The organism is Streptomyces sp. NPDC046716 (assembly GCF_040645755.1).
Classification (GTDB): domain Bacteria; phylum Actinomycetota; class Actinomycetes; order Streptomycetales; family Streptomycetaceae; genus Streptomyces.
This window is the reverse complement of sequence record NZ_JBEYYU010000138.1, coordinates 1-2,249: the sequence shown is the minus strand read 5'-3', so window position 1 is coordinate 2,249 and position 2,249 is coordinate 1. Positions and strand designations below refer to the sequence as shown.

Sequence of the window (2,249 nt, the reverse complement as noted above, 5' to 3'; positions counted from 1 at the left end):
GTTCCCCGCGCCCCTGAAACGAGCTCCGCTCGCCCAGGGGAGGCTGCGCGCAGCGCATGCCTCAGGGGCGCGGGGAACTGCGCGACCGGCCGCCCACACACCTGCACGCGCGAACCGTCCGCACCACCCGGGCTACCGGGCGATGTCGGCGAACCCGGAGATGTCCCGGGGCGAGCGCGTCCCCGGGCCCACGTAGCGGGCCGAGGGACGGACCAGGCGTCCGGTGCGCTTCTGCTCCAGGATGTGCGCCGACCACCCCGCCGTACGGGCGCACGTGAACATCGACGTGAACATGTGCGCCGGCACCTCGGCGAAGTCGAGCACGATCGCCGCCCAGAACTCCACGTTGGTGGCGAGCACCCGATCGGGCCGGCGCGCGTGCAGCTCGGCCAGCGCGGCCTTCTCCAGCGCCTCGGCGACCTCGAACCGCGGCGCCCCCAACTCCCGCGCGGTCCTGCGGAGCACCCGCGCACGAGGGTCCTCGGCCCGGTACACCCGGTGCCCGAACCCCATCAGCCGCTCACCCTTGTCGAGCGCCCGCTTCACATACGCATCGGCGTCCCCGGTCCGCTCGATCTCCTCGATCATCCCGAGCACCCGCGACGGAGCGCCCCCGTGCAGCGGCCCGGACATGGCACCGACGGCCCCGGACAGCGCGGCGGCGACATCGGCCCCGGTGGAGGCGATGACCCGGGCCGTGAACGTCGAGGCGTTCATGCCGTGCTCGGCGGCGGACGTCCAGTAGGCGTCGACGGCCGCCACGTGCTTCGGGTCCGGCTCCCCGCGCCAGCGGATCATGAACCGTTCGACGACGGACTGCGCCTTGTCGATCTCGCTCTGCGGCACCATCGCCACGCCCTGCCCGCGGGCGGACTGGGCGACGTACGACAGCGCCATGACGGCGGCCCGCGCCAGATCGTCGCGGGCCCGCCTCTCGTCGATGTCGAGCAGCGGCTTCAGGCCCCACACGGGCGCCAGCATGGCCAGCGCGGACTGCACGTCGACGCGGATGTCACCGGAGTGGACGGGGATGGGGAACGGCTCGGCGGGCGGCAGCCCGGGATCGAAGGCCCCGTCGACCAGCAGCCCCCACACGTTCCCGAACGACACATGGCCGACCAGATCCTCGATGTCGACGCCCCGGTACCGCAGGGCGCCGCCTTCCTTGTCCGGTTCGGCGATCTCCGTCTCGAACGCCACGACGCCTTCGAGGCCGGGTACGAAGGACGGGTCGAAGTCGGACATCAGGCGGCTCCTCTTGATGCGTGGACAGGTCTTTGCGTGATGCCCCGTGGGGCGGGCTGCTCAACCGTTTCGGCACTTGGAAGATAGACCTCAGTGCCACAGATGGCGAGGGCTCGCGGCACTCAGTGCCATGTCTCACTCCGCATGCGGGCGCGTCCCGCCGTCCGGCAGGATGACGCCGTGAACGACACACCCGACCCGGCAGGCATGCGCGAGCAGTACCGCACCCACGACGGCGGCCTGCACGAGTCCGATCTCGCCCCGCACCCCATGCAGCAGTTCACGCGCTGGTTCAAGCAGGCGGCCGCGCCCGGCTCGCCGCTCGCCGAGCCGAACGCCATGGTGGTCTCCACCGCCGACGCCGACGGCCGCCCCAGCTCACGGACGGTGCTCCTGAAGTCCTACGACGACGAGGGCTTCGTCTTCTACACCAACTACGGCTCCCGCAAGGCGCGCGAACTCGCCGTCAACGCCCAGGTGGCGCTGCTCTTTCCGTGGCACCCGATGAGCCGGCAGGTGCTGGTGACGGGGACGGCCGAGCGGACGTCGCGGGAGGAGACCGAGGCGTACTTCCGGTCCCGGCCGCACGGGTCGCAGCTCGGGGCGTGGGCCAGTGAGCAGTCCGCCGTGCTGGCCTCCCGGGCCGAGCTGGACGCCGGGTACGCGGAGCTGACGCGGCGCCATCCGGCCGGGACCGAGGTGCCGGTCCCGGACCACTGGGGCGGTTTCCGGGTCCGCCCCGGGACGGTCGAGTTCTGGCAGGGCCGAGAAAACCGCCTCCACGACCGCCTCCGCTACACCCTGACCACCCCGACCTGGCGAGTGGACCGCCTGAGCCCCTGACCGGTGCGGGCTGGTCGCGCAGTTCCCCGAGCCCCTGGGAGCGTCGTCTTCCGCGGGCCGGTGGCCGCTTCTCGCGCAGTTCCCCGCGCCCCTGAGGCATGCGCTCCGCGCAGCCTCCCCGATGAGATGCCGCACGCAGTGCGCATCTCAGGGGCGCGGGG

At 72.4% G+C, this 2,249-nt stretch carries 2 protein-coding genes; one reads left to right on the top strand and one right to left on the bottom strand.

The annotated features are described in order from the left end of the window. Positions 1–132: 132 nt before the first annotated feature. On the bottom strand, positions 133–1,245 hold the full coding sequence (locus ABZ930_RS41370) for a citrate synthase 2 (protein ID WP_361560788.1): 1,113 nt from the start codon (positions 1,243–1,245) through the stop codon (positions 133–135). Between the two features lie 144 nt (positions 1,246–1,389). Between ABZ930_RS41370 and pdxH the strand changes: the two genes are divergently transcribed. Next, complete coding sequence (gene pdxH, locus ABZ930_RS41365) at positions 1,390–2,088, top strand: pyridoxamine 5'-phosphate oxidase (protein ID WP_361560785.1); 699 nt, start codon at positions 1,390–1,392, stop codon at positions 2,086–2,088. Positions 2,089–2,249: the final 161 nt, after the last annotated feature.